The sequence below is a fragment of the Clostridium folliculivorans genome (assembly GCF_024341905.1).
GTDB lineage: Bacteria > Bacillota > Clostridia > Clostridiales > Clostridiaceae > Clostridium_AR > Clostridium_AR folliculivorans.
This window is the reverse complement of sequence record NZ_BQXY01000002.1, coordinates 26,789-50,011: the sequence shown is the minus strand read 5'-3', so window position 1 is coordinate 50,011 and position 23,223 is coordinate 26,789. Positions and strand designations below refer to the sequence as shown.

Sequence of the window (23,223 nt, the reverse complement as noted above, 5' to 3'; positions counted from 1 at the left end):
AAATTCTCTCCTATCAAATTTAAAAATAAAAGCACACTCAAAATTTTCATTTTATCTTTTGAGCATGCTTTTTTACAACAAATCAATTTAATGCAAATTTATATAGTAAATACCTTATCTAGCTTTATATCACTTGAAGAACTTCCTACCAGCAATTTAAATTCTCCAGCTTCACATACCCATTTATTTTCTTTATCATTATAGAAGGATAAGTCTTCTTTATTAAGCCTTAATGTAACTAACTTCGTTTCACCAATTTCCAAGAAAACTTTCTTGAAAGCCTTTAATTCTTTTTTAGGTCTTACTAATGATGATTCCAAATCAGATACATACACTTGCGCTATTTCAGCACCTGCAGTACCTCCAGTATTTGTTATATTAAAACTTAATTCAATATTGATTTCTTCTGAGCTATCAACTATTATCGTCAAATCACTGTATTCAAATTTTGTATAGGATAATCCATGTCCAAACTCAAATCTTGGTTCAATATCTTTTGTATCAAAATATCTATAGCCAACAAAAATGCTTTCCTTGTACTCTACTGTTTCAACACCTGGAAAATCACCAATGCAATGTGCAGGAGAATCTGATAGTTCTTTAGGAAAAGTTACCGGAAGTTTTCCTGAAGGATTTACATTACCGAATAAGACTTCCGCTAGCGCATATCCACCTTCCATTCCAGCGTAAAAAGAATGTACTACTGCTTTAGCTTCATTAATCCACTGTTCCATACATATTGGTGAGCCGCTTATGTTTACAACTATAGCATCTGGCTTAACTTCTAATACCGCTTTAACTAATTCATCTTGATTATACGGAAGAGTTAAATCCTCCCTATCTTTTCCCTCAACATCAAAATCATGATCTAACCCAACAACTATAATGACTTCATCAGAACTTTTAGCGAGATTCACTGCTTCATTTAATAACTCCGCTTTTAAGGCTTCGTCTTTTGAGTATCCTTTAGCATATTGTATCTTTGTATTACCACCAAGTCTCATTTTTAATCCCATAAGTGGAGTATATTCATATAGTGCTTTTATCTCAGCACTTCCTCCCCCATTTGAATGCTGTTTATCAGCGTTTTCTCCTATAACTGCTAAAGATTTCACTTTATCATCATTAAGAGGTAATAGATTATCGTGATTTTTCAATAAAACTATTGATTCTCTTGCTATATTTAAAGCTGCTTCTCTATGATCAAGAGTATTGTAACTTCCTCGTACTCTTTTTTCAGAAAATACGTTTAACTTAAACATTAACTTCAATATTCTTTCTACTTTTTCATCTATAAATTTCTCATCAATTAATCCAGCTTTTACTTTTTCAATCAATGGATCAGCTAAGAAGTATTCATTGAAATTATCTGTAACGTTCATTTCAATGTCAGCACCATATCTTGCAGCTGTTTCAGTATTATGAACAGCGCCCCAGTCAGATATGACTACACCATCATAACCCCATTGCTTTCTTAGAACATCATTAAGAAGATAATCACTTTCGCAGCAATGCTCTCCTCTTAGCCTATTATACGCACCCATTATAGTATAAGAATTTCCTTCTTCAACAGCAGCCTTAAAACCAGGAAGATATATTTCATTCAGTGCTCTATCATCCATTTCTACATTTATATTAAGTCTCTCATACTCTTGATTATTAGCAGCAAAATGCTTTACACATGCAGCTGTATCCTTTGTTTGAACTCCTTTTATGAAAGGTACTGCCATCTTTGAAATTAAATGCGGATCTTCGCTCATATACTCAAAATTTCTACCACAAAGTGGAGTTCTTATTATATTTATTCCTGGACCTAATATTACATCTTTTCCTCTTGCTCTTGCTTCTGAACCTATTGAAATTCCAAATTCATATGCCCTATCTGGATTCCAAGTAGATGCTAATGCCATATTTGATGGAAAATATGTTGCATAATCATAGGTATTTCCCATATCTTCCCACTTATCATTTTTATAGTCTTTTCTAACTCCCATTGGTCCATCCGACATAGTTAAGGCTGGAATATCTAATCTTTCAACAGCTTCTGTTCTAAAAAGCCCATTGCCATGGATCATTGATACTTTTTCTTCTAAAGTCATCTCTTCAATAATTTTTTTTATCTTTTCATTTACGGACTGATTTATTTCGCTCATTCTCACTATCCCCCATAGACAAACCTATACTAGTTTGCTTATATTTTAATCTTAATGTAATTTATTTAGATGTACCACTTTTCATAAACTATAATCTTATTGTAAGTTTGTTTATATCTTTATTTACTAAAACTTTTACACCTAAATTATCACTTTCTATTGAGCCTTCTTTAACTGTACTCACACTATTTATTCCTCTAAGAATAATACTAAAAGGTTTGTGTTCTCCTTCTATTTCAATAGTAATAATATCTTTTTCTCGCTTAGCTATTACTGAAAATTCTAGTTGACTATCTAGATTAAGCAGATTAGCAGTTGCAGTTTTCCCATCTTTAAGGTTAAATAGATGTAGCGTAACATCATCTGTATACTCATAATCAGGCTTATTTACATTACTTCCTACTGGAATCAAACTATTTTCCTTAGCCATTAAAGGAATACTTAAATAATCATGTTTTTCATTTCTCCATACTCCACCCTCAACTGTTTCATTGGTTATGAAGTTAGTCCAAGTTCCTTTAGGAAGATAGTAAGAAACCGTTCCATCTTCGCTGAAGACTGGCGCAACTAAAAGAGAATCTCCAAGCATATATTGTCTATCTAAATAGTGAGTTGCTGGATCATCTTGATATTCAAGAATCATTGCTCTCATCATTGGAATTCCAGTATGTGAAGTATTATTTGCTTGAGTAAATATATAAGGCATCAAACTGCATTTTAATTTACTGAAAAATCTAACTACATCACAGGATTCTTCATCATAAGCCCAAGGTACTCTATAAGAATGACTTCCATGTAAGCGACTGTGAGTAGAAAGTAGTCCAAATGCTGCCCATCTCTTATAAACATCAGCTGTAGAAGTACTTTCAAAGCCTCCAATATCGTGACTCCAGAACCCAAACCCTGATAAGGTTAGTGATAATCCACCTCTTAAGCTTTCAGCCATAGATTCATAGTCAGAAGAGCAATCTCCTCCCCAATGAACTGGGAACTTTTGTCCTCCTACTGTAGCTGATCTTGCGAACAAAGTTGCCTTGCCTTTTCCGAAATTCTTTTCTAACAGTTCAAAAACTACCTTGTTATATAAATAAGTGTAATAGTTATGCATCTTCTTGGAATCAGAACCGTCAAAATAAACTACATCTGTCGGAATTCTTTCTCCAAAATCAGTCTTAAAGCTATCTACTCCCATATCTATAAGTGCTTGTAATTTGCTTTGGAACCATTCGCATGCTTTAGGGTTAGTGAAATCAACTATTCCCATAGCTGGCTGCCACATATCCCATTGCCATACATCTCCGTTTGCCTTTTTAATTAAATATCCATTTTCCATTGCCTCTTCAAAAAGTTCAGAAGCTTGTGCTATATATGGATTGATCCATACACATATTTTTAAACCTTTATCTTTTAATCGTTTAAGCATATTTATAGGATCTGGGAACACTCTAGTATCCCATTTAAAATCACACCAATTAAATTCTTTCATCCAGAAACAATCAAAATGGAATACATGAAGAGGAATATCTCTTTCCTTCATTCCATCAACAAAACTTGTTACTGTAGCTTCATAATAGTTTGTTGTAAAGGAAGTTGTAAGCCACAATCCAAAAGACCAAGCTGGTGGCAGTGCAGGTTTTCCTGTAAGAGTGGTATAGTTTTCTAAGATCTTTTTCATGGATGGTCCATTTATTATAAAATACTCTAAGTATTCGCCTTCAACACTAAACTGAACTCTTGTTACCTTCTCAGAACCAACCTCAAAGGATACATTTTCAGGATGATTTACTAATACTCCATATCCCTTATTTGTTATATAGAACGGTATATTTTTATAGGATTGTTCTGTACTAGTTCCTCCGTCCTCATTCCAAATATCTACTACCTGTCCATTTTTAACAAATGGTGTGAATCTTTCACCAAGACCATATACTAGCTCTCCAACTGAAAGGCTGAGCTGATCTCTCATAAATACTCCATCATCGTTAGTTTTAACATAAGCCATATCTCTAAAACCAGTACCAGTCAACTTCTTATCTTTATTAAAAAAGTTCATTTGCCAACCAGAATTTTTATCTACACTTACACTCAAGTTTCCAGATGTAAGATTTACTGCTTGCTCATCTTCACTAATTTTCACTATATTACCTTGGTTTTGTATTTCAAACTCAGGAGATTTCTTATTAGCTCCCATGTAATGATATAATTGAACCCTTATCACATCTTCCATAGGTGAAGATAATTTTACAGTAATAACAGGTCCTCCTAATGTATCACCTCTATGATTAATATTATTACATGGAGCATATACAATTACTGAATCATCTTTCACTTTAACATCATAAGCCTCAGCTGGACTGTAAGTTGTTACACCATCTCTATTAAGCCAGCACCCATTACTAAATTTCATATAATTACACCTCACTAATTCAGTTATTTTAATTCATATGTTTTGTATTCGTATGTTTTCCTAAAAAAAATTAAAACTTGAAAATAACTTCTAATACAATGTAAATGTTTTCCTAGTATCATTATAAATTACTATGATTTGTAATGTATATACTAAAAATCAACTATTATCTTGAAAATCAACTTAGTTTCTAAACTAATGAAATAGCAACTGAAGAGACCTTCTTTTGTGAGTTTTTTTTGCGCATCTACCTTTCCTTAACAGCAAAAAAGAGTCTGATATATTATCAGACCCTCTCCTATAGAAACTACTTTAAAGTTTTTCTTGCAGCAAATATTCTTTCTGCTTGCTTTATATCAAACTTAACAACATCGTCATAACCTAAGCCTTTAGACTTCTCGATCATATCTTTTTGAAGTGCTTCGTATTCTGCATCACTCTTAGCAAATATCATCTTCCAAGAATCTTGTTTTATAACTGTAGCAATTTGACCTAATTTTTGTTGAGTAGCTGTATCCATAGCATCACTACTAACATTAGTTACTGGATTTACAACAATCTTATTATTTTTAATAAAGTAATCTTTATCGTTGTTAGCATTCATAGCTGCTCTCCAGTTTTTATCAAGAGTTGATACATTATCGTTAATTGTAGAAGACCATAATTGCCAGTTATAAGGTTCCTTAGTTTCAGGATTTATAGAGTTTGCATTTACTGTTACAAAGTTAAGAGCATTTACACCATCTTTATATGCTCCGCCACCGTATTGATCAGAAATAACATCGGATCCTGTAGAAGGAACAACTTTCTTACCAAAGTCAGTTAATACAGTTTTGCCATCCTTTATGTCCCAAGTTAAGCCTTTAGGTCCATTAGTACTTGTCATAATACCTTCTGGTGAGTATAACCAATCTATAAACTTCATTATCTTTTCTGGATTTTTAGCTTTAGAGCCTATTGCTATTACTTGACTATTACCATAGTTAGCAAAACCATTTGAATAATCCATTTCATCTCCGAATGGCACAAGTTTAAAACCTTGTCCTTTATTTACTCTTTCTTGAGTATTATATCCAGTGCTGTAAAATGGGAACCAGGAGAATAATACTTGACCATCCTTCATTTTGTTAGCAGCATCATCATACTTTTGAGATATTGAGTCTGGATCTACTAAGCCCATCTTATTAGCATTATAATAAAGCTTTAAAGATCTTAAATAGTAACCGTTTGGATCTAATATGTCTTGATACTTTTCTTCATTACCATGAACTAATAAAAATCCTAGTTCATCATATCCGTGCATACAAGCAAACTGCTTTGCTATCATCATCATATTTCCATCCCAATCACTCCACATAGAGAATGCATAGGTTGGTTTTCCTGAATCACTCTTAGGAGCTGCTTCTTGCATCTTTTTAAGTAGTGGTAGGTAGTCTTCCATTGTGTTTATTGTTGGCTTACCTAATTTTTCATACAAGTCCCAACGTAAATGAGGTCCATAAGCCAATTCAGTTCCGTCAGAAGAAGTTGTAGCTGGCATTGTAGAAACTGAGGCTCCAAGTCCATATACAGCTTTTCCATCACCAAAATTTGTCTTATTCTTTTCAATAGCCTTTTGGAATTCCTTTATGTGTGTTCCGTACTTATCTAACAAACCGTCTTTATTCCAGTCTAATAATAAACCTGCTTTTATTGCATCTCTATATTTTTGGTCATCGGCACCGAATACTACTATATCTCCTAAGTTACCTGAAGCCATCATTGTGGCAAACTTACTGTCTCCACCTTGAAGGTTTGAAGAAATAATATTCATATCCAAACCAAACTTATCTTTTACAACCTTCCCAAACCATCCACTTTGCTCACCAGCAAAGTTTGCACTCATAGAGAAAACATCAATTTTTTCTAGAGCACTGTTACTTGCATCTTTTTTAGTATCATTTGAACATCCTACCATACCAATAGACATAGTAGTGATTGCGGTAGCTAAAGCTACTGCTTTTCCCATAGTTTTGCTTAAACCTCTCTTCATTACTAATCCCCCTTAAATTTGTTTCTATTTATCTTAATATCCATATTGCTGTTCAACTTAATGATATTCATTAAGTTACTATAATCATAAAAGCTTTCAAACAGCAATTAGAATAATAAAAACTTAATATTAACCCTTTACAGCTCCAATCATCACACCTTTTACAAAGTGTCTTTGGAAATATGGATATACAAATAATATCGGAATAACAACAATCATTGAAACCGTCATTCTTACAGACGTAGCAGTTTGCATATTAGCTATATTTGCGGCTGCTATTCCACTTTGACTATTCTTTATAAGTGCTGCTAGTGAAGAAGCCTCATTTAAATACTTATAAAGAACGAATTGCAAAGTAAATAATTTTGAATCAGTTACAAGAAAAAGTGTATCTGTGAAAGAGTTCCACTGACCAACTGCAGAAAATATAGTTATTGTCGCAAGTATCGGCTTTATAAGTGGCATTATTATCTTTAAAAATATTGTATAAAGTCCTGCTCCATCTATTTCAGCTGCCTCTTGAAGAGATTCTGGTATTCCTTCAATAAAAGTCTTTACAAGTATAATATTGAATGGTGATATAATGCTTGGTAAAACATAAGCCAAAAAGTTATTTGTAAGCTTTAGATTCATCATTGTTATATACCAAGGCATAATTCCAGCATTAAAATACATTGTTATTATTACAAACCTATACCAGAACTTCCTTCCCCACATTTCTTTTTTCGTAAATAGGAAACCTAGAAATGCAGATGCAAATACTGTAAGTGCTGTTCCTATTACGGTTCTGCTGAGAGTAATAAAAGCAGCTTGCCCAAGGCCTCTAATCTTTAGAACTTGTAGATAATTTGTAAAATGTATTCCTCTAGGGATAAAGTTTATGAGCCCTTTACTACTTAAATCATTATTACTTATTGTGTTTATAAATAAATAATAGAATGGAAATATGCATATTAAGGTAAATGCTATAAAAAATATATAAATCAATATATTAACTATTGTATCAGATAAATTCTTTGAATGGGTTCTCATTGTTTTACCACGCTCCTTATCTATATTGCTATTAAATTATTGTTTCTCCTCTAAATAACTTAGACATGCTATTTGCTACGAATAATAAGAACACGCTTATTATAGACTTTAACATACTTATTGCAGTTGAAAATGAGAAGTTTGCACCTACCATTCCTATGTTGTAAACGTAAAGATCTAAGACTTCAATATGTTCCTTATTTATTGCATTCTGAAATACAAAGTATTGATCCATACCATTATTTATAAAGTTTGCTATAGATAGTAGCAGTAGAACAAAGTATGTTGGCATAATTCCAGGAACAGTTATATGCCATATCAATTTAAATCTTCCACAGCCATCAACCTTTGCTGCATCATATAATTCTTGATCTATACCAGTTATTGCTGCTAGATACATAATAGCTCCCCATCCAAGTCCTTTCCAAATACTCCAAAGTGTCATACTTAACCATGTATGATTGTCGGAAGCCAAGAAATTTATAGGTGTCTTAATAATATGAAGATTAATTAATAAATGATTTATAAGCCCGTTATCCACTGAAAATAATGTGAATGCTACTGAGTAAACCAAAACCCAGCTTATAAAGTTTGGAATTGTAGTCAAAACCTGTACTGTTTTTTTAAATCTTTCTCTCCTTATCTCTGTAAGTAAGATTGCAAAAATAACAGGAAATACTGAAGTTAAAATATTAATACTGCTTATAGCAATGGTGTTTTTCATAACTCTTAAAACTTCTTTAGTCTGTACAGGATTTGAAAAAATTGATTTAAACCATCTAAGCCCAACAAACTCTGACTTACTTAATGGTATTCCTGGTCTATAATCATAAAATGAATATAACCATCCATGAAGTGGTAAATATGAAAAGAAAAATGTTAAGAGTAAGAATGGCAATGCCATCAGAAACAGTTTGTACTTATTAGGAATTGAAAATTTCTTTTGAGTTGATGTCTTATGAGCTTTTTTAACCGTTATCATATTTTTTTATCCCCTTAAATTAGTAATATAAGTCTGATTATATTTCTGCTTAAACTACAGTTACTTTAAAACGTTTACTAAGCTTTTTTTTATATCTAGGGCTGATAATTATATTAAAAGCAACTCTAGAAAAGGATTACATTTACATTAATTAGACTTTTATGTTTCAGTTATTTGCTATATTTATATCTTAAAACTTATGTAATATACTGTAAATATAAAAAAACAACACTCCTTTTGATAATCAACACTCTTTATAAAGTTATCTTATTATTTTGTATATTTTTTTCTTAGACCTACTTTCTGAGCAATTAACTACACATATATATGACTATTGGCATAAAAAAAAGATATCAGTTTATTTTAAAAACACTGATATCTACTAAAATCTTATACTATCCTCTTATGGCCATTTCATGGAACTCTCCTGGAGCTATCCCAAATGTATTTTTAAATACCATACAAAAATATGATGTGTTTGGTATACCAACCTCTTGAGCAACACTAGAAACCTTTTTATTAGCCTTACTTAAAAGCTCTTTAGCCTTTTCCATTCTATACTCACATAGATAAACATTAAAGGTTTTTCCAGTAACCTTCTTAAATATATTGCCTAAATAGTTAGGCGATAGATAGACTTCTGCTGCAATTGTCTTAAGACTAATACATTCCATGTATTTTTTATCGATAAGCTTTATAACCTTTTTCACAATACTCTCATCCTTACTTCCTCTCTTTTCATTTAGAAATGCAAGTACACTTCCAAAAAAGGTATAGAAATATTCTTTAACAGCATTTATATTATTTAAGTTCATAAAAGCTTTGATACTATCATTGTAGTCTTGCATAAATTCTTCAGTTCTTTTATTTATATTATAAACAAAGAGAGATACCTCATTTATTATATTATATAGATAATTGTTAAGTAGATCTCTATCTGTACATTTAGTATTGTTTATATAGTCAAACATGTCTTTAATGAGTTGATAAACTTTATCTTCTTCAGAAGTACTTAGTGCACTGACCAAGTTTTTAGAAAAATAATTACCTTTCACTACAAATTCACATAACCTGTCCTCAAACTTTTTTGAATTAGCTTCTACACCTTCGTAGTACGTTAATCCTTGTATTGACCAAAATTCCCCAAACTTAATCGCTTCTAAAGCTGTGTTATAGGATGTATGTATATCATCAATTGTCTCAACCTTTTTTCCAATACCAATCTGAAGTGTAACATTATTCTCTCTTTTTATTCTTGCAATATATTTATTTGATATATAATATAGCAAAGTATCAAAATCCTCTTCGGAGTTTAATGAAATGCATGCTACTAGTTGATTTCTAATACTATCCTTATATAAAAAGGATTTTTCAACGTTAAAATAATTTTTATTCTTAAATTCATCAATATTACTATTGATTATATCAAATAAATCTTGTTCATCTATAATTACTGAATCATTCGCTTTGGATTGCCTTATAATCATTACTAATATGTTATCTTCCTTTATAAGGTTTATATGAAAATACTTTAAGTACTCGTAGAGTTCATCTTCCTTTACTCTTCCCTCGAAAAGATCTGCTATAAACTGTATCCTCGCAACACCATAACTTTCTTCTATCTGAAGTTTATTTTTGCTTTCTTCTAAAGCCATTTCATAAGCTTTTATGCATTCATTTGTGGCCCCTTTTATCACTTCTATCATTTCTTTTTCTTCAACAGGCTTTAATAAATATGCATACGCTCTAAACTTTATAGCTTCCTTAGCAAATTTAAAATCATTATATCCAGATAAAATTATGATTTTTACTTCCGGTAGGAACTCTTTTATATTTTTTGACATCTCTAATCCTGCCATGCCTGACATCTTAATATCTGTGATAATTATATCTGGTCTCATCTTTCTAGCTAATTCTATCCCCTCAATACCATCGCATGCTGTCTCTACTACCTCTATTCCAAAACTATTCCAATCCAAAAATTCAAGAAGACCTTCTCTTTCTAGTCTTTCATCCTCAACAATTAACATTCTTAACATAAGATCCTCCTCATTAAGTGATTTCTACTTACATCATGTTTTAAGGCTTTTACGCATACTTATCCATATATATATGAAACATAATTTTTTAAAGAATAAAATATAATATTTATATCAAAATCAATACTTCAGTTCCAATCCCTTCCCTACTATAAATAGAAATTACCTCTTTTCTACCTGAATATGCTTCCAATCGTTGAATGATATTTTTCATTGCATATCCGCTACCTTTAGAGCTTTCTACATCACCATTTAATACCTTTATCAGCTTACCTTTGTCCATTCCTACACCATCATCTATTATTTTTATACTTAGAAAACTTTCAAATGAGCTAATTTTTATTACAATGGTTCCATGAGAACTTTTAGGCTCAATCCCATGGCTTAATGCATTTTCTACTATAGGCTGTAGAATGTTTTTTATAATCTTTTTAGAATATGAGGCTTCATCAATTTTATATATTACATCAAATTTATCTTCAAATCGTATTTTCTGAATATGAAGATAAGCCTTTACCATTTCTACTTCTTCCGCAACAGTAATTTCTCTATTCCCCTTACTCAAAACTAATCTATAAAATTTAGCTAAAGAATTTGAAATCGTTTCAATTTGAGTCGACTTTACCTTTCTGGCTGCCCATGTGATTGTTGCAAGCGTATTATACAAAAAATGAGGATTTATTTGAGCTTCTAAAGCTTTGAGCTCGGCCTCTTTTTCCATAAGCTCTATTTTATAAACTGTCTCAACTAATTCATGTATTCTAGAAGTCATATGATTGAATGTAGTACCAAGTTCTCCAAATTCATCTGTAGAATCTACATTCACAGAAACATTAAGATTTCCATCTCTTACTTGTTTCATTGCTTTAACCATATCTTTAATCCTTGATAACAATGCAGTTGTAGTAAAAAATATAATTATCCCTAAAAAAATGGATGAAAATAATAAAACAAGCTCAATATTTCTAAAGGAACGTTTAATCTCATTGTTGAAATTATCAGCTGGAAATATGCCAAGTATATTACAATTTATTTCGCTTATGGGGATTGAAATAAAAATATATTTCTTATTAAATACTTCACCAACCTTACTAATTCTTTTATTTGGTGTAAAATCAAAGAAATTACTCTTAATCACATCTTTCTTGAACAAATTTGTAATGTTGTTGGATACTATTACACTATCATCATCTGCAACAAATATCTTACCAAGCTTTGTTACTATTGGATCTCTAAGCATATCAAAGAGAACATTCTCTTTAACCTCGATTTCAAGAGTCCCTGTTTCCCTAAAGGTATTACTTGAAATTATCTTCTTAGAGTAGGTTAACACTTGTTCACCTGTACCAGTACTATCCTTAAGTGCACGTGTCTTTGCTTCATGGGTACTAGTCCAACCATTATCCAACGGTTTTTTTTGATTCAATGCCAAGAACTTGCTGGAATCAGTGTCTTTATTTACACTATAATAGCTGTCTGACATTTCAGTCACTATATTTTCTGACATATATATCTTTATAGAATTTATATATCTGTTTTGCTTTAATATGTTTTCAACAATAGGTGATATGTTAAACTGGTAATCTTGTATTTGATAAACAGAATTTTCGTATTTATAATCTAAAAAATCTTGTATTCTTTTATCTAAAACCAATATATCTGCAGCACTTTCTATAGAATTTCTTTTTTGCAGGATACTCTCTTTGGTTTGCAATAGATTTTGCTCCATAACCAGCTGACCTTGCTTCACTGTTGAGTTTGATGTTTGCTCATACATGTAAAGGCCAAAAATCACAATCTGAATAAGTAATATAAAAAAATATACTAAGGCAAACTTAAATCTAACACTTAAATTTTTAAAAAAATCTATGATCTTTTTCACACTTATACACCTTCTATGCATCTAAGCCATTGGTGTCTTCTGGTTGTAACCTAGCTTCTATCTCATTTAATGTATTAGTATGAAATAGCATTACTATATAACATAAAATACTTGCAGAGAAAAGTAAAATAATAGACCCGCCTTTAAGTGAGATTGTCCATAATAAGTACAAAATTCCTAATGCGGCTGCTGCTACATGTATTCTTCTAAAGAAATAAAAGATAGACAACTTCACTATTTGCATCTTTTTTAAATAGAACCTAGAAACTATAGGCAAAATATAGAAGTTTATAATTGCTAAGAAAATCATAGCCATCACTAATATAACTATCTGAAGAATAGCAGCTGAAGATGTAGCTGCAAAGTACGCTCTATCAAAATATAATACTCCTAGAATAATTACTTGAAAGAAACCGAAAATTATTGACTCAACAAAATTTGTTTTGTATGCTTTAAAAAATTCTTTTGTCATGTTTATGTCTTTTTCTCTAATAATCTTACCCATTGAACTCAAAAGTGCTGTTAGTGCAGGAGCCATTGGTAGAAGCGTTATTATAAACAGTAAAGTATTGTCACTACCAACAGTAGATATTATCCCTAGGACAACTAATAACATTGGCATATTCAAGAGCCAAAAATAGAAGTTTCCTACTAAAAACCACCATATATAATTTGTTGCTATAAATATTGGACCTTCTCCGAATTCCTTTTTTACTTTCATAATTGCCTCCACTATAATATTCTTTCATTTATAAAAAATAGTTTTTCAATTGGTAAAATTGATGCTCCTATTATGGATGAGTCTTCCTTAAATCTTGAAGTAAGTAACTTTAAATCATCTTCGCTAAAGAAATTGATATCTTTAAAAATCCTATCTTTTAAAGGTGGAATAAGAAACTTCTCATAACTACTTATATCTCCTCCTATTACAATATAATGTGGATCCATTATTAGAATTATATTTTGAATTCCAACAGCTAAATAATCTAAATATTCTTCCCAAATAGAAGTAGCCTTAAAATCTCCTTCATCAAGTAACTTAAAGAATTGATCAAAAGACTTTATAGGACTTTTTTCTTCTATATTATATTTTTTCAAAATGACTTCTGATGAAGTATAGACTTCCCAGCATCCCTTTTTTCCACAGGTACACGGGATACCATTTTTTTCTACAGTCATATGTCCAAATTCACCTGCTCTTTTGTTCTTTCCTTTATATAGATATCCACTTACAACAATTCCGGTACCCACACCTTCTCTGACTGATATGTAGACTAGATTTCTCATATCTTTTGCTATTCCGAGTCTTAACTCAGCTACTGCAGCTGAATTTGCTTCATTTTCTACATACACCTTCATATTAAGCTTTTCTTCTATATAATGAAAATCCATATTCTTAACAAAAAGATTGGGAGCAAGTTCTAACAAAAGCTTTTCTTCATTCACTGTACCTGGAAGTGAAAATCCTATCCCAAGCACATTTACTTCTTTTATATTTCTTTTTAAAATTATAACTTTAATTATCTTGCAAATTTCATCAAAAATATCTTTTACGTTACTTTCATTCAGTCTAAATAAATCATTAAGCATTATGCTTTCATCTTCCAAAATAACTGCATCAAGATTAATTAAAATTATTCTTATGTATTTAGAATTCACTTCTACTCCAAAAGAATATCTGGAATTTGGCATAAACCTCACAATTATAGGTTTCCTTCCTCCACTTGATTCAGCGACTCCACATTCCTCAACTAATCCGTCTTCAATAAGCTCGTTGGTAATATTAATTACTGTTGGTATACTAAGTCCTGTTTCTTTTGATATTTCCTGCTTTGTAAGTTGTCTTTTATCAAATAATAAATTTATTATAAGCTTTATATTTGAACTTCTTATTGTATCTTTATCTACATTTTTAAATTTCATCATTGCTCTATCATTCCTTTGTACACTTAATATAACGTTAATTTGTATAAAAAATTGCTAAATTGACTTTGTTCAGTGTTTTTTGTTCCTATTCATTTCCCATCATATATCTAAGAAGATTGGTCAAAGATAATTTCGACTTTTAAGTATTTGTAGCTAAAAGTTTAATTTTTTACATAATCTTAATAATCATCTTAATTATATCAAATATAACGTTTTCACTTCAACTACTACGACAACTCATAATTCATTTCTATTTCCAATGGGAGGTTTTAATGTCCCCTATAATACCTATTCCATTATTGTCCATTCCGTTTCAGCTACTAAGTATTTCCTACTTATAGTGAGATATCATTATAGATAAATAGATATCTCAGTTCTATACTATAAAACTAATTTGATAGTTCTCTTAGCTATTTATGCTTTATTGACATATTATCTATATATAGTATGTACCACTTCGATCCTCATTTATTTTTAAAACTCACTGGTGTTCAAGTGATGAAATTTAAAAATATAAAATTAAATACGAAGTGGTACATCTTTTTAATTGATTTAATTTAAGTTAAACGCTACTCAAATATATCTCTTATTTATATTCAAGAAAATCTATTTATCTTCAAATATATATTGATTAACAATAGCCTCAAGCATCTCTTGTCTTCCAGATTTATTAGAAATTTTATTATTTTCCAAAGCGTACTTTTCTAATTCCTTGAATCCAACATTACCTTCAACTATATCTTTTCCAATTCCACCTTCAAAGCTTGCATATCGCTCTTTCATATTATTTTCTAGGACTTTATCCTCTAATAATTTATGAGCTACTCTTAACCCTTTTGCAAAAGTATCCATTCCAGCTATATAAGCTAAAAATAGATCTTCTGGTTCGAAAGATGCTCTTCTTACCTTAGCATCAAAATTTAAACCACCAGGTGCAATACCGTTATTCTTAAGTATCTCATACATAGCTAGAGTTGTGTCATAAACATTAGTAGGAAATTGATCTGTATCCCATCCCAAATTAGGATCTCCTTGATTTGCATCTACACTTCCAAGCACATCATTTATTCTTGCTACATGCAGTTCATGCTGGAAAGTATGACCAGCTAAAGTTGCATGGTTTGCTTCAATATTTATCTTAAAATATTTATCTAATTTATATTTTCTTAAGAATGCTAATACCGTAGCTGTGTCAAAATCATATTGGTGCTTTGTTGGTTCCATTGGCTTTGGTTCAATTAAAAATTGTCCAGTGAATCCTATTTCTTTAGCATAATCTACAGCCATTTGAAGAAGTCTAGCAAAGTTATCAAGCTCTAATTCCATGTCAGTATTTAGAAGAGTTTCATAACCTTCTCTTCCACCCCAGAAAACATAATTTTCTCCACCTAATTCTTTTGTTACCTCAATAGCTTTTTTAATTTGAGCAGCTGTATATGCAAAAACATCTGCATTACATGAAGTACCTGCTCCATGTACATATCTTGGATTAGAGAAACAATTAGCAGTTCCCCATAACAATTTTTTATTATATTTCTTCATTAATTCTTTGCAATAAGCCACTAACTTGTCTAAGTTTTCATTAGTCTCAGCTAGGCTATTTCCTTCTGGCGCAATATCCCTATCATGAAAACAAAAATATTCAATATTTAGCTTATCCATTAATTCAAAAGCAGCTTCCATTCTTGCTTTAGCAAGTTCCATAGAATCGTTTACATTGTCCCAAGGACGAAGCATAGTTCCGACACCAAAAGGATCTGATCCATTTGCAGTTAATGTATGCCAATATGATACTGCAAATCTTAAATGTTCCTTCATTTTTTTATTTCCTACTACTTCCTCAGGATCGTAGTATTTAAATGAATATGGGTTTGTTGACTTTGGACCTTCAAATGCTATCTTAGATATGTTTGGAAAATACTCTCTCATTCTTCTAACCTCTCATTCCCATTTTATTTATTATTTATATTACCAATCTTTTACTAAAGTATATCATTGTAAAAAAACTTTTTCAAGTGGTTTTATAAAGTAGTTTTAATAAGTTTTTTAATTTTCAAATATTAGTTTAACTTAAGAGAAATATGACATTATATATTATCTCCCATTAATTTTACTAATTATTTTTAGTGATATATAATAAAGTTATACTATGGTTGTACCAGTTCTATACATTAAAATTTATTAGATACTAATTTAACTATTAATGGTATCTAACTTGATTTATAAATTCTATTTAGAACTGGTTTATCTATAGATGTGCTGCTTCGAACCGAAATCTATTTTTAAAACTCTCACAGTTTCTGGTGAGAGAATTTAAAAATAATAAGTTTTATTACGAAGTGGTACATCCATATATATTCAAGTTTTTAAACTTGAATAGTATATTTCAAAATATAGACTCATCAGGAGGTAAACTTATGATAATTAATCCTTACCTGTCTACTGGGGTGTGGCTTAAAGGAAACTTACATACTCATACTGAAAACAGTAAATGTGGTCACTACTCTTTAGAGACAGTAATAGATATGTACAAATCTTATAAAATGAAATATGATTTCTTGGCTATTACAGATCACTGTATGCTAACAGAACTTAATGAAAGTTACGAAGATATAATTGTTTTCCCTGGAACTGAATATAAATATAGAGATTATCAAACTCTCGGTATAAATATTAAAAGTTACTGTGACGATGAACGAAATTATGATAATCATCAACAGCTCTTTAATACAGTAAATGATCAAGGCGGATTAAATATAATATGCCATCCTCATGTTTATGAGGATAATTATTGGCCTATAGAAAAATTACTACAGCTTAATGGATATACTGGATTAGAAATTTATAATAATAATGTTAAATTTGACAATAAGGGAAGATCTTTAGCTACCGATTTATGGGACAATCTTTTATCAAATGGTAAAAAAGTATTCGGATTCGCAAACGATGATATGCATGTATTCCAACGTTGTGGCTGTGCTTTTAATATGGCTTTATGTGAAGAAAAAAGTTCTACATCAATAATGGAATCTTTGAGAAAAGGAAGTTTCTATAGTTCTACTGGAATTTTCTTAAATAAAATCGAAGCCGTTGACAATAGACTAAATCTGGAACTTAAGCATCATAACCTCCCAGTAGTTTTCAAATTTATAGGTTATGGAGGCGAAGTTCTAAAAGAAGTTTATGGTCATGAAGCTGAATTTACTGTATTAGGGAATGAGAAATATGTACGGGTTGAAATTAATAGAGAAGATGGTTGCATGGCTTGGACTCAACCATTTTGGATTAAATAACTAAATCACAAAAAATAAAAGCTATGAATATACTTTTTCATAATATTATGTATATCCTAGGTCTACACTATAAAACTAAGTTGATAGTTTTATTAACTACATATGGAATTAAATTATCATTTAGATTTTTGGAAATTTCTATTTCTTTATTTGTAAAACTTCAATATAAGTTATTACTAAAATCCCCTTAAAGTACACACTTTAAGGGGATTTCCGCTATCTATCTAGCTAGGGTAATGTTTTCTGCTTGTGGGCCTTTTGGACCTTGAGCAACGTCAAAAGATACTTTTTGGCCTTCTTCAAGAGATTTGTAGCCTTCAGCATTTATTTGTGAAAAGTGTGCAAACACATCTTTTCCATCATCTCCTGTGATGAATCCAAATCCTTTTTCTGGATTAAACCATTTAACTGTACCATTCATAATTTTGAACCTCCGAAATTTTATTTTTTTAAACTCTCTGGAACATTTCACTAATAAAATTCCGATGTAACCAGCCATTCCTTATGGATGATAATTTGCATTTTAATCCATTATTTCTTTACTATGTACTAGGTTACCTTGATTTCTAATTAGCTTTCAGAAGAGTTCATTTTGGTTATTAGTGTATAAATCTTCTAAAGTTATAATTTCGTAACTTAAATATTTTAAAACTACAAAGAATAAAACTTATAAGAAGATGCTACATTACATTGATTATTATGCCTCAATATGTAGAAGAATTATACATTAATTATTAATTTAATTAATAATTAATGTACAATTTTTTCAACTCTTCTGCTTTACTAATTAGAATTTTAAACCAGTAAGTGAACTCTTCAGGTTTTTCTTTAATTAATTTTAATAGCTCTGACACTGAAATCCATCTAACTTCGTGCACTTCATCTAGGTTAAAATATTCAACATTGTTATCATATCTACCAATAAAAACATGATCAATTTCATTTTCCCATAATTTGTTATCAAATTGGCATTTATAATGAAAAACAAATTCTTCTTCAATTACAGCATCATTAATTCCTAGTTCTTCATAAAGTCTTCTAATAGCAGCTTCTTTAATAGTTTCATTCTCTTTCTGATGGCTGCAACAAGCATTAGTCCATTCTCCTGGTGAGTGATATTTTGAAAAACTCCTTCTCTGCAACAGCATTTCATTTTTTGAATTAAAAAGTAATACTGAAAAAGCTCTATGCAATATACCTTCCTCATGTACTAACATTTTTTCTTTATATCCTACTATCTCATCGTTGCTATTCACAACTGCAATATTCTCCAATATGTGTCCCACCTCCATTTTGATTTTAAATATATTATATGTTGATTTGGAACTGATTTATCTATATTATCCATTAATTATAGAATAACAACTATTGTCCTTTCAAGCTATTTAAATTTCATAAACACTCTCACTACTTTATAATGTAATTATTTGAAATGTATTATTATAGATAAACTACTTCATATTATAATTTATAAATACTATTTCCCATTTATTTTTTATTTCGGCTATGTTTAAGACTATTGTTGAAATTGATTGGTTATAAAGGAGACGCTATATGAGCGAGAAACTAGAATTAAATGATTTTTTCAGATGGAATGGATCTAAAAAATCGCTAATCGTTCTTTATTAGTGATTTTTTTAAGCATCTGCCTTTTCTGAACGTATGTGAAGAAATTCTGGCAGGCGATATATTTTTACTTTTTACTTTTTAATCAAATAACCTTTTTATTTTCTTAAATTTAAGATATGAAAGATTTATAAAAAGTATTGATTATTAAAAAGTAAAACTGTACTGTTCGAACGTAGTGAGTTTACAGTTTTAGCCATGGAATATGACAAAATCATATTAATTCTTTGCGTAAGCTCATTAAGGATGAACAACTCTACTCCTAAAAATATAAATTCAATCATAGAGTTGTTCATCTAAAGAGCGTCGGATGATTAACCCTAATGCTTTTCCTGATTCTAATTGATGTTTAGGCAAAGATTCCAAAGCTCCTCTTACTATATCACTCATCTCAGCAGCACCCCATAAACTAAAAACTATTATAGATACCACTTCGCCATCTATCTGTATATCCAGAGCTGCAGTAACTCCAAAGTGAAGTATAAACAACCACACTAATGTTGATATTATTCTAAATATCTCTAAATATAGTCTCAAAACAAATCTTATCGCCTTATACTTAGTAGTTCTAAGTAATCCCAAAACAATACCCAAAGCCGATCCAATTATTATTGAGATAAATGCTATTCTAGCTGTTACTAGCAATCCACCCAAAAGTCTTATAAAATTGTTTCCTTCAAAAATAGCACTAATTACCGAATTCTGCATATCTTACCTTCCTTTCTAGCCATGTCAAAAGAAGGGACAGAGGCAATAATATTATTAAATACGATACTACTAACATAAATAATGATTCAAATGTCTGATAATAAAGTCCTATTAAATCCTTTGTAACATTCATCAAGTCCACTATTGCTATAGCACTAAATATTGAAGTTTCTTTTAAAAGAAATATACAGTTAGCTCCAATAGCAGGTACACTTACCGAATAGGCTTGAAGCAGTATTACATATCTAGCCAATTGAGATTTTGTAAGCCCTATACTAAGACCAGATTCTATTTGTGTTTTACTAACAGCTTCTATCCCACCTCTAAAAGCTTCAGCCATATAACTTCCACCAAGAAAGGACAGTCCTATAATTGCACATGCTGTTCCACTTAACGTTACTCCCAATTTAGTTAACCCGTAATATAAGAAAAATAATTGTATTAGCAAAGTAGTATTACGAGATAATTCTACATAAGCTCGTACAATCATATCTAGTACTTTAACTTTATAATAAAGTATTACAGAACAGATAAGTCCGATTATAATAGATGCCAATATACCCCAAAAAGCTAGCTTAAGTGTAAGCCATGCTGCTTTTTCGTATAAAGACAAGTTACTTGTTATAAATTGCCAATTAATATTCATGGATATACCACTTCATAGTAAAACTTATATTTTCAGATTAAAGTGTTTCATCTTTATATGAAACACTTCGTAAGAAAATTGATTTATGATAAAATATTGTCTATAATATTTAATAAAATAGATGGCGGTGTTTTTATGGGATTTTTAAGATCAAAAAAAGATGATGAAAAACAGGCAAAAGCTATGGATAACTCAGACCTAAACAATATTGGGTCTACTGATTTACTCCAATTGTTGTTAAAACGCATGGTTTATGAAGGTGAATATAATAAAGCTGAGAATCTTCTCTTTGAAGAGCTAGAGAAAAATAAGACTAAATCAATACAAGATGTTGGTATTAAATTTTATAACATGCTTTTAGAAAAAAGCGACGAGGACCTAATTAAAAACAACTTTTCTAGAGAAGAAGTTTATCAGGGGCTAAATGATATTAACTCACTAAATTTTGATTAACTTTAATTAATAATATCTTTAGTCACTTAAAGCCTCTAAAAAACAGTAATGTTTTTTAGAGGCTTTAATAATTTTATATATTCTTTTCATATCTTAAAAATTTCTATTACTATCATATAAAACTCTATTATAATTCTTTAATTACAGTATTTAGTCTATGTCTAAACTTAATACTGTTACCTAATCATATTTATGGAAGTTCATCTACAATCTGTAGTAAAAAATCATTTACTGTTACTTGATCATTCATATCTCCAAAAAGATTCACAGTTAAAGTAACTGTATCATCAAAACTGCTTAAAGCCAACTGAAAATAAGGTGCATACTTTATCGATCCACACATAAAAGCTTGTTCAACTTCTGTGTTACCAAACTTAAGCTTCCGCTTATCTAATATACCTATATTCGTCATTCCTATCACCGGGTTATTAAAGTGCTTTTTTAAGAGTTTCTTTATAGTCTTATAACTTAAAATCTTGAAAGCTAACTCTATTTCCAAGAAACCTTTCATTCCAAAATAACTATTTTTCTTTAAATCCACATCATTTTTCACTTTACAGGCTGTTTCAAAAAAATTATCTTTTTCACAATATTCAATTCCTGTAACAACAGATGATGCAAGATTACAAAGCGAGTCAATAGTTTTATTCTTTAGATGTCTTCTCATATCAATCATTATTGCTATATTTAATTTATCATTGTGCTTTACCTTCAGTATATTAAACATAACCCTATAATACGCAGCCAAAAAAACATCATTTATGGTAAAATTATTTTTCTGACAGTAATCTTTAATTTTAATATATCTATCTTTTGAAATTATATATTTTTTAATGAAAGGTTTTTTATCAGAGTTATGGCTAATAGGAAACTTTAGATGACCAGTTTTATTACTTACTATCTTTCTTGAGGTCAATATTTTCATTTTTGTAAAACTAGAAATGTTATCAGTAATTATATTAATGCTCCTTGTGCCATTTATTTTTTTGTCTAGAACATAGTTATTGTCTTTATATAATTTTGAATATAAGTCACTTAATAAATATATATACTGTTTAAATCCAGCGGCATCACAAATCATATGATTCATTATTACGGCTAACATACAAATAGTGCCGCCGTATAAACAAAATCTCACTTGTGGACCATTAAACTCATTAGTAGGTATAACAATAAAATCATCAAAACTACTTTTATCCTTGGTAACTATCAAATAATCGTTGACTTCTTTGAAATCACAACTCTCCCAATAAGGCCTCTTTGTATCCTCTACATATTTGCTAGAGAGTATTGGTATTGCCTTAAAACTCAAATTAATTGCTCTTTCTAAAATCTTTTCTTCTACTTTCCCTTTAAATTGTAATACGCAATGAAGCTGATGGTCATTATATTTATACTCTTCTGATAAAAATTGAAATACATCAAAAGCTTCTGATTTAAACCTCATAACAAATTCGCCTTACTTTCTACACTTTATCATTACTATTTTTGCTAGAATCATCCCTATTTAAAGTTTGCTTCACTAGTTGATTACTAAGAACTGCTAATCCAGCAGAAACTATGCCTTGAAAAAACGCTAACGCAGTAAAGCCTTGTTGCAATGCTATTGATCCAATTATTCCAATCACAATTAGTATCCACGGTATCAACCAATCCTGCACTTTAGGTGTAGCTTTTAAGCACATTCCAATGACATATAATGCTGCCACCAAAATCATCAACTGTTCAGGAACAAATTTTTCAATGTCCATTTTATTCCCTCCTTTAATAAAATATACGATTTCAATATTTAATTAAAGATGTACCACTTCAATCTTAGAACTATTATCAAAACTTATATTAGTTCTGAGAGGAGAATTTGAAAATATACTTTTGTCATGAAGTGGGTGCATCCATATCATCTTCTATAAATTATTTTCACATTAAATTAATCATTAAAAAGTGCTATTTAACCAATATTTTTTTCTCTTTAAACTCATACTACCATATATTGTATAAATAAACAACATTAGCCGAATCAGTTACATTATTTATACACCTCTCT

17 protein-coding genes and 1 pseudogene are annotated in these 23,223 nt (G+C 30.2%); 2 read left to right on the top strand and 16 right to left on the bottom strand.

Translation table 11 applies throughout. The features are described from left to right. Positions 1-98: 98 nt before the first annotated feature. The 10 genes from OCU55_RS06665 to xylA all read right to left on the bottom strand — a co-directional run bounded on the left by OCU55_RS06665 (position 99) and on the right by xylA (position 16,382). Positions 99-2,153 carry a beta-glucosidase family protein gene (locus OCU55_RS06665; protein ID WP_261851548.1) on the bottom strand — a complete coding sequence of 685 codons (2,055 nt, stop codon included), beginning with the start codon at positions 2,151-2,153 and terminating at the stop codon, positions 99-101. 88 nt (positions 2,154-2,241) lie between these two features. Next, positions 2,242-4,560, bottom strand: coding sequence for an alpha-xylosidase (gene yicI, locus OCU55_RS06660; protein ID WP_261851547.1), 2,319 nt, complete (start codon positions 4,558-4,560; stop codon positions 2,242-2,244). Positions 4,561-4,867: 307 nt separating this feature from the next. Further along, complete coding sequence (locus OCU55_RS06655) at positions 4,868-6,592, bottom strand: extracellular solute-binding protein (RefSeq protein ID WP_261851546.1); 1,725 nt, start codon at positions 6,590-6,592, stop codon at positions 4,868-4,870. Positions 6,593-6,721: 129 nt separating this feature from the next. Further along, positions 6,722-7,624 (bottom strand): carbohydrate ABC transporter permease, encoded by a 903-nt coding sequence (locus tag OCU55_RS06650; RefSeq protein ID WP_261851545.1) that lies wholly within the window; start codon positions 7,622-7,624, stop codon positions 6,722-6,724. 31 nt (positions 7,625-7,655) lie between these two features. After that, positions 7,656-8,606: an ABC transporter permease gene (locus OCU55_RS06645; protein WP_261851544.1), complete on the bottom strand. Its 951-nt coding sequence runs from the start codon at positions 8,604-8,606 to the stop codon at positions 7,656-7,658. 395 nt (positions 8,607-9,001) lie between these two features. Beyond that, entirely contained in the window at positions 9,002-10,645 is a 1,644-nt protein-coding gene (locus OCU55_RS06640) for a response regulator (protein WP_261851543.1), read from the bottom strand. 109 nt (positions 10,646-10,754) lie between these two features. Further along, on the bottom strand, positions 10,755-12,527 hold the full coding sequence (locus tag OCU55_RS06635; RefSeq protein ID WP_261851542.1) for a sensor histidine kinase: 1,773 nt from the start codon (positions 12,525-12,527) through the stop codon (positions 10,755-10,757). Between the two features lie 13 nt (positions 12,528-12,540). Continuing rightward, a complete protein-coding gene (locus tag OCU55_RS06630) occupies positions 12,541-13,248 on the bottom strand; it encodes a DUF624 domain-containing protein (RefSeq protein WP_261851541.1) in 708 nt (235 codons plus the stop codon). 11 nt (positions 13,249-13,259) lie between these two features. Further along, entirely contained in the window at positions 13,260-14,453 is a 1,194-nt protein-coding gene (locus tag OCU55_RS06625; RefSeq protein ID WP_261851540.1) for an ROK family transcriptional regulator, read from the bottom strand. 606 nt (positions 14,454-15,059) lie between these two features. Then, positions 15,060-16,382: a xylose isomerase gene (xylA, locus tag OCU55_RS06620; protein WP_261851539.1), complete on the bottom strand. Its 1,323-nt coding sequence runs from the start codon at positions 16,380-16,382 to the stop codon at positions 15,060-15,062. A gap of 488 nt (positions 16,383-16,870) precedes the next feature. Between xylA and OCU55_RS06615 the strand changes: the two genes are divergently transcribed. Then, a complete protein-coding gene (locus OCU55_RS06615) occupies positions 16,871-17,746 on the top strand; it encodes a CehA/McbA family metallohydrolase domain-containing protein (RefSeq protein WP_261851538.1) in 876 nt (291 codons plus the stop codon). A gap of 220 nt (positions 17,747-17,966) precedes the next feature. On the opposite strand, the gene OCU55_RS06610 is transcribed toward OCU55_RS06615, so the two are convergent. The 4 genes and pseudogenes from OCU55_RS06610 to OCU55_RS06595 all read right to left on the bottom strand — a co-directional run bounded on the left by OCU55_RS06610 (position 17,967) and on the right by OCU55_RS06595 (position 20,726). Further along, a complete protein-coding gene (locus OCU55_RS06610; protein WP_200267163.1) occupies positions 17,967-18,167 on the bottom strand; it encodes a cold-shock protein in 201 nt (66 codons plus the stop codon). 322 nt (positions 18,168-18,489) lie between these two features. After that, a complete protein-coding gene (idi, locus tag OCU55_RS06605) occupies positions 18,490-19,020 on the bottom strand; it encodes an isopentenyl-diphosphate Delta-isomerase (protein ID WP_261851537.1) in 531 nt (176 codons plus the stop codon). A 667-nt stretch (positions 19,021-19,687) separates the two neighbouring features. Then, a pseudogene (locus OCU55_RS06600) lies at positions 19,688-20,080 on the bottom strand (ABC transporter permease subunit); the annotation flags it as partial. Next, positions 20,061-20,726: an amino acid ABC transporter permease gene (locus OCU55_RS06595; RefSeq protein ID WP_261851536.1), complete on the bottom strand. Its 666-nt coding sequence runs from the start codon at positions 20,724-20,726 to the stop codon at positions 20,061-20,063. The gene OCU55_RS06595 and the pseudogene OCU55_RS06600, both read right to left, overlap by 20 nt. Before the next feature lie 135 nt (positions 20,727-20,861). Between OCU55_RS06595 and OCU55_RS06590 the strand changes: the two genes are divergently transcribed. Further along, entirely contained in the window at positions 20,862-21,179 is a 318-nt protein-coding gene (locus tag OCU55_RS06590; protein ID WP_345795587.1) for a DUF6483 family protein, read from the top strand. A 190-nt stretch (positions 21,180-21,369) separates the two neighbouring features. Here the strand turns inward: OCU55_RS06590 and OCU55_RS06585 are convergent, their stop codons facing one another. Further along, positions 21,370-22,626, bottom strand: coding sequence for a siderophore synthetase (locus OCU55_RS06585; protein ID WP_261851534.1), 1,257 nt, complete (start codon positions 22,624-22,626; stop codon positions 21,370-21,372). 19 nt (positions 22,627-22,645) lie between these two features. Next, complete coding sequence (locus OCU55_RS06580) at positions 22,646-22,930, bottom strand: phage holin family protein (RefSeq protein ID WP_261851533.1); 285 nt, start codon at positions 22,928-22,930, stop codon at positions 22,646-22,648. Positions 22,931-23,223: the final 293 nt, after the last annotated feature.

Excerpts from the sequence above, each read along its gene's own strand:
- OCU55_RS06625 (WP_261851540.1), bottom strand. The coding sequence starts at position 14,453 with ATGATGAAATTTAAAAATGTAGATAAAGATACAATAAGAAGTTCAAAT.
- OCU55_RS06590 (WP_345795587.1), top strand. The coding sequence starts at position 20,862 with ATGGGATTTTTAAGATCAAAAAAAGATGATGAAAAACAGGCAAAAGCT.
- OCU55_RS06585 (WP_261851534.1), bottom strand. The coding sequence starts at position 22,626 with ATGAGGTTTAAATCAGAAGCTTTTGATGTATTTCAATTTTTATCAGAA.
- yicI (WP_261851547.1), bottom strand. The coding sequence starts at position 4,560 with ATGAAATTTAGTAATGGGTGCTGGCTTAATAGAGATGGTGTAACAACT.
- OCU55_RS06610 (WP_200267163.1), bottom strand. The coding sequence starts at position 18,167 with ATGAATGGTACAGTTAAATGGTTTAATCCAGAAAAAGGATTTGGATTC.
- xylA (WP_261851539.1), bottom strand. The coding sequence starts at position 16,382 with ATGAGAGAGTATTTTCCAAACATATCTAAGATAGCATTTGAAGGTCCA.
- OCU55_RS06640 (WP_261851543.1), bottom strand. The coding sequence starts at position 10,645 with ATGTTAAGAATGTTAATTGTTGAGGATGAAAGACTAGAAAGAGAAGGT.
- OCU55_RS06580 (WP_261851533.1), bottom strand. The coding sequence starts at position 22,930 with ATGGACATTGAAAAATTTGTTCCTGAACAGTTGATGATTTTGGTGGCA.
- OCU55_RS06615 (WP_261851538.1), top strand. The coding sequence starts at position 16,871 with ATGATAATTAATCCTTACCTGTCTACTGGGGTGTGGCTTAAAGGAAAC.
- OCU55_RS06645 (WP_261851544.1), bottom strand. The coding sequence starts at position 8,606 with ATGATAACGGTTAAAAAAGCTCATAAGACATCAACTCAAAAGAAATTT.
- OCU55_RS06595 (WP_261851536.1), bottom strand. The coding sequence starts at position 20,726 with ATGAATATTAATTGGCAATTTATAACAAGTAACTTGTCTTTATACGAA.
- OCU55_RS06655 (WP_261851546.1), bottom strand. The coding sequence starts at position 6,592 with ATGAAGAGAGGTTTAAGCAAAACTATGGGAAAAGCAGTAGCTTTAGCT.
- OCU55_RS06630 (WP_261851541.1), bottom strand. The coding sequence starts at position 13,248 with ATGAAAGTAAAAAAGGAATTCGGAGAAGGTCCAATATTTATAGCAACA.
- OCU55_RS06665 (WP_261851548.1), bottom strand. The coding sequence starts at position 2,153 with ATGAGCGAAATAAATCAGTCCGTAAATGAAAAGATAAAAAAAATTATT.
- OCU55_RS06650 (WP_261851545.1), bottom strand. The coding sequence starts at position 7,624 with ATGAGAACCCATTCAAAGAATTTATCTGATACAATAGTTAATATATTG.